The organism is Desulfopila aestuarii DSM 18488 (assembly GCF_900143695.1).
Classification (GTDB): Bacteria; Desulfobacterota; Desulfobulbia; order Desulfobulbales; family Desulfocapsaceae; genus Desulfopila; species Desulfopila aestuarii.
The window spans coordinates 1-5545 of the sequence record NZ_FRFE01000074.1 but is presented as its reverse complement, the minus strand read 5'-3'; the positions used below and the strand labels follow the sequence as shown (position 1 = coordinate 5545).

General features: G+C 45.8%; 4 protein-coding genes. 3 read left to right on the top strand and 1 reads right to left on the bottom strand.

The annotated features are described in order from the left end of the window. The 3 genes from BUF15_RS27285 to BUF15_RS28260 all read left to right on the top strand — a co-directional run. Nucleotides 1–285 (top strand): transposase (locus tag BUF15_RS27285; protein ID WP_073613258.1); only part of this gene is annotated, 285 nt, incomplete at its 5' end. Nucleotides 286–658: 373 nt separating this feature from the next. Continuing rightward, nucleotides 659–1048, top strand: coding sequence for a DUF1214 domain-containing protein (locus BUF15_RS28595; protein ID WP_084554627.1), 390 nt, complete (start codon nt 659–661; stop codon nt 1046–1048). Nucleotides 1049–1847: 799 nt separating this feature from the next. Further along, nucleotides 1848–4448: a sigma 54-interacting transcriptional regulator gene (locus BUF15_RS28260; RefSeq protein WP_159441398.1), complete on the top strand. Its 2601-nt coding sequence runs from the start codon at nt 1848–1850 to the stop codon at nt 4446–4448. A 772-nt stretch (nt 4449–5220) separates the two neighbouring features. Here BUF15_RS28260 and BUF15_RS26065 read toward each other — a convergent pair. Next, nucleotides 5221–5545, bottom strand: a 325-nt coding sequence (locus BUF15_RS26065; RefSeq protein WP_200802479.1) for a transposase, incomplete at its 5' end; no start/stop codon positions are given.

The window sequence follows — 5545 nt, the reverse complement described above, 5'->3', positions numbered from 1 at the left end:
ATGGATGCGGCCTACGACGCCAAGCGAATCGAAGAGATCAGCCGGGGCTTTGGACATGTCCCTATCATCGATAAAAATGGACGTGGAAAAGATGTCTTACCTATGGCTCCTCACGAAGCGGAGCGCTATAAAATTCGATCCAGCGTTGAACGGGCAAACAGCCGATTGAAAGAAGATTTTGGTGCCAACAACGTCATGGTCAAGGGGCACGCGAAGGTGTCTCTCCACTTGATGTTTGGAGTTATCACCTTATTTTCAGATCAACTTTTACGGCTGCTTGGTTAGGTTGTCAAAGATCTATTTGTGGCCACAGTGCAAAGCCTCACGCTCTGGTCATTTTGCAAGAGGCTCTTCTCGCAAAGTGCTTATTATCAAATCATTAATAGTTGTTGTTTCATGGAGGGCTTCTTGCGACTGGTGATGCTTAACTTTGCTCCGTCGACTAGGCACCACGGTGCTTGATACAACTTTCTAATATAGCATGAAGGCTAAGGCTGCATGAAGAAAATGCCTCTACGAACTTTAGCAGTTCAAGCCGAGATTCCTGCCTCAACCCTGATGGATTTACCGATTCTTGGGGCAAAAAAGAACGACCACTGGGTAGCGGGGGCTTTGGTAAGCTCTTCCTTGTAGTTGCTCCATTTTGGTACAATTATAGATTGTCAGCCTATCCCAACATATCCGGAACAGTGCACATGATGCAGAGGGTAACCAGTTTAAGGGTGGAAACGCCTACCATCTGGATCTGCCGTCGAATGTTCCGGTCAAAGACTTCTGGTCGGTCATTGTTTATGACAACCAAACACGCTCAATGATCCAAACCGATCAACGATTTCTCTGTATCAGCAGCCAGAACAAGAACCTACTCGTCAACAACGATGGCTCGGTCGATGTCTATTTTTGTTCCAAGGCTCCGGAAAACTTGGAAAACAACTGGATTCAGATGATTCCCGATAAGAGTTTATTTATGATCTTACGATTGTACGGACCGCTTAAGCCTTGGTTTGACAAGATGTGGAGACCGAATAAAAACGAGGTGGTTAAATAGAACCGTCGTCGGCCAATGCTCCGGTTATAGCAGACTATATTCCTGAATTGCTGAAACTGAGCATTCCTTCAGTAAATTATGTCCCCCATGCCCGATACTCATCCCTTGTTAAGTGCTGAGGTTTGCGGGAGTCATCACCGATTTAGCCTCATCGAGTCAGTGAGCCTGTTTTTCGCTTCCATCTTCCTCAAAGCAACAGCAATAAAAATAACCATCAGAATCTACAGCACAATTTAGATTGCCAAAAGGTTTATTTGCGTTGTAATAAGATCTAATGGCTGTCAGGCAACGATATCTGTTCACCCCGTGCATGCTCATCATCAACCATATGTTAGCAACAATGCCCCATTATCTTACTCTCATCTGCACCATACTTTTTCTACTGCTCAGGTCAGTCATGCCTATCGAAGCTAAAGAGCAGAAGCGCGTTCTCATTATCTACGCTCAGGATAAATGGCATCCAGCTCACGAACTGACTGAAAAAGGAATTCATTCTGTATTAGATTTGAATCTTACCTATGACATTCAATTATATGCGGAATATCTAGATGTGGCAAATTTCCCATCTTCAGCTCAAACAAATGCGGCTGCAGAGTATATTCGGACAAAGTATGCCGAATCACATATTGACGCTATCATTACCGTTTATGATACCGCCCTATACTTTATGCTCAATAATGGGGCCCCGCTCCTTCCTGGTATACCAATCATTGCAAGTCAATTACCATTTGAAACCGGGAAGAAATTTAACTCCTCCCCTCTGCGGCGCTTCACAACAGGAACGATTACTGGGGAAAGCATGTCGGAGCTTATGCAGAGCATCTTCACACTGACGCCTAACGCAAAACATATTGCATTGATTTGCGGCTCTTCAATAAGTGATCGGGACAGTGAGACGGTATATCGTCAGCAGATAGAACGATATAAGGACAGGATTACGCTCATAAGTCTTAATCAACTGACACTTGAGGAGATTTTGAGGCGGGTTGCCACTCTTCCTCCCAATACCGTTGTCCTCTATGGTAGTCTGTTTGAGGATGCAGCCGGCAAGATGTACGTGCCCAGAGATGTTCTTCCTCGAATCTCTCTGGCCTCAAATGCCCCAGTGTTTGGTCTTTATGATTCATATCTAGGATACGGCATTGTCGGAGGATCACTTTTCAGCTTCGAGGAACATGGAAAAGAGTCAGCCCGGCTGTTATTACGAGTTTTGGCCGGTGAGAGACCGGACACCATCCCATGGTCCGGTAGTCATTCCTCCATCCAGGTATTTGATTGGAGAGAACTGCAAAGGTGGTCTATTAAAAAATCTTTACTGCCGCCCGGAAGTGAGCTTTTATATTATACGCCCTCGTTATGGGAGCGTTACCATTACTACATCTTCTCAGCCTTTGCCTTGCTGATGCTTCAGAGCAGCTTTATCCTATTCTTAATCCACCAACGAATACAACGTCGCAAAACCCAACTTCAACTCGCAGAACGTCTTGACTTTGAAGAGATGCTATCCTCTCTCTCGGCACGATTCGTCAGCCTGAAACCTGACGAACTGAACGAAGAAATGCTTCGGGTACTTGAACAAATTCAAAACAGACTTGAAGTCGATCGAGTAAGCATTTTTATGATGTCCGTGGAAACAAACCGATTCCATCTCATTCAATCCCACACGCTTCCCCATCATTCGCAGCCTCTTTCAGAAATACTCTTTTCTCAAGTTCCTTGGCTCACAGAAAAAATTCAGGAAGGGAGATCACTCAGCTTTGGCCATTTGACTAGCATGCCGACTGAAGCAAAGGTGGATCGCGCTTTCCTTGCGGCTCAGAATATCGGTTCCTTAACGCTTATTCCGTTAATTACAAGAGAAAAAGTACTTGGGGTTCTTTCTTTAGGAACAATTGACAAAGCTAGGCAATGGTTGCCTAATGAAGTTCGCCAATACCGTCTCATTGCAGAGATTTTTGCCAATGCGATAATGCGTAAAAAGCAAGAGGAGGCGTTGTCTGCCGCTGAGAAAAAATATCGCACAGTCGCCGATTTTACCTATGACTGGGAGTATTGGCAATGTCTTGATGGCTCATTTCACTATGTCTCACCTTCCTGTGAGAGAATTTGTGGTTATACCCATGTAGAATTAATGGAAAATCCAAAGATTTTTACCGATATTATTATGCCTGAAGATAGGGATGTCTGGCAGAGTCATTGCCAGAAAGCCGGCTTAGAACTGCAACCTCATGAGGCACAATTCCGCATCCAGCGGCGTGATGGTCAGGTACGTTGGATCGAGCATTCCTGTCAACCTATTACCGATAATGAAGGCCGCTTGCAGGGAATGAGAGCGAGTAACCGGGATGTCACTTCGCGAAAAGAGGCAGAAAACGAGCTGCTTAGCACGTACACCGAGATACAGAGACTGAAGGATCAACTCGAGGCAGAGAAGGCGTACCTGCAGGAGGAGATCAAGCTCGAACACAATTTCGACAATATCGTTGGCACCAGTGCATCCTTGAAATATGTACTTTTCAAAGTCGAACAAATTGCTGAGACCAGCACCACTGTGCTCATCCTTGGGGAAAGCGGGACAGGAAAAGAGCTCATCGCTCGGGCAATTCACAGTAAAGGTCAACGCAAGAATCGTTCGCTGGTGAAGGTCAACTGTGCAACCCTTCCGGCTCATCTGATCGAAAGTGAACTGTTTGGCCATGAAAGGGGGGCTTTCACTGGTGCTCAGGAGCGTCACTTCGGTCGCTTCGAAATCGCTGACGGAGCTAGTATTTTTCTTGATGAAATCGGTGAATTACCACTTGAAATGCAGGCTAAATTATTGAGAGTTCTGCAGGAGCGGGAATTTGAACGACTGGGAAGCAACAGTACTATTAAGGTAGACGTACGCATTATCGCAGCTACCAATCGGGACCTGGAGAATGAGGTCAGGAAAGGTCGCTTCCGGGAAGATCTATTTTTCCGACTCAACGTATTTCCAATCACTGTTCCGGCGCTTCGGCAACGGGTTGAGGATATTCCTCTGCTGACCAGCTTCTTTGTTGAGAGAGCGTGCAAGAGACTCGGCAAATCAATCAATACGATTCCAGCCAATATTATTCAACAAATGAAAAAATACCCCTGGCCAGGCAACGTGCGGGAGCTGGAAAATGTCATTGAGCGGGCAGTGATCAACTCGTCCGGAAGCAAGTTGCATCTTGCCGACGACTTGACCAAATCGGCCGCCGAGAGGCTACCGGATGATTTGCGGAGTATGGAGGAGGTTGAACGAGAACATATTCTGCGGGTACTCGATTTTACGGGATGGCGCATCGAAGGTGCCAAGGGTGCCTCGCGAGTACTTGAGGTCAACCCTTCCACTCTTCGTTCGCGTATGCGCAAGTTGGGTATTCAGAAACCGTAAGTGACCTTTAAGATCAACGGGTTCTCTATCACCTTTGAAAATGGCCCACAACCATCAATTCCATCAGGTATTCCCCGACAATATTCGAAAATGATAATATGAGCATTCAGCGCTAGAGGTAGTCCCCTGCCTATCGACAGATAAGGCTCAACCGTTTCTAAGAGAGTTGGCAGTTCCTCCTCTCTTATCCCCAAACCTTGCCTTCTTTGCATCACGTGTCGTTTACCCGATTATTTCCAGAGCGTATTGAATAGATGGAAAGGCATGAAGAATCATGCACTATGCCTAAGATATAGTTGCCTTACCTCGCTTAATCCTGAGTTTGGTTGTCCATTCCAGCCATTCGTCTATTACGTTTGTATCTCTCCTCATTCTGGGTCAGATCACACGTCCAGGTGCATGCCTCTGCTGCCTGACAATTTCTGTGATATTTCGAGGATCCACCAAATTTCACGGATTTTCTTGCTCCTTATGTGAACAATTAACTCTTTGGTTGCTGGTGTGTATTGTTTTATATCGGCTACTTACGATTTTCTGCCCGTGAAACCCTAACTTGGGCATGCCTTTTGATACTAATGATCGCAAGCAACTCTGCCTTTAAATTCTGTAGATTCACCAATTATTAAGTTTCACACGACAATAAACCGCCTGTACGCAGTGATCACAAACTTGGGGGGATGCGAATGTATGTTGTCATCGTGAAAATGAAGTCGCTGGCTGCAAAACGCAAAGAGCTGAGTTATAGTCAAATCTGGTGTTTGAAGAATCATTCTTAGATATTGACCACCCTGGTCAGCTCACCTTCTTTTACTGGTTCAACCCTCTCGCCATCCTTGAATCTCACCCCTCGAATGACCTCAGCAAGTAGCTTGAATCCCCTTAGCCGACGCCATTTCTTCTGGGCGCTCTGGCCGAGTTTGTAAACCATCGACAAGATAGTATGTCTTGCGACACATCCCCTTGTTTTTGCTGTCCGAAGTCGTACAGTGGCAAACGTTGACTCGATAGGGTTTGATGTACGAATATGTTGCCAATGGGCGGCAGGGAAATCATAAAACGCCAGCATTTCCTCTTTATCCTTTTCCAGACACTTCATT

Excerpts from the sequence above, each read along its gene's own strand:
- BUF15_RS28260 (WP_159441398.1), top strand. The coding sequence starts at position 1,848 with ATGTCGGAGCTTATGCAGAGCATCTTCACACTGACGCCTAACGCAAAA.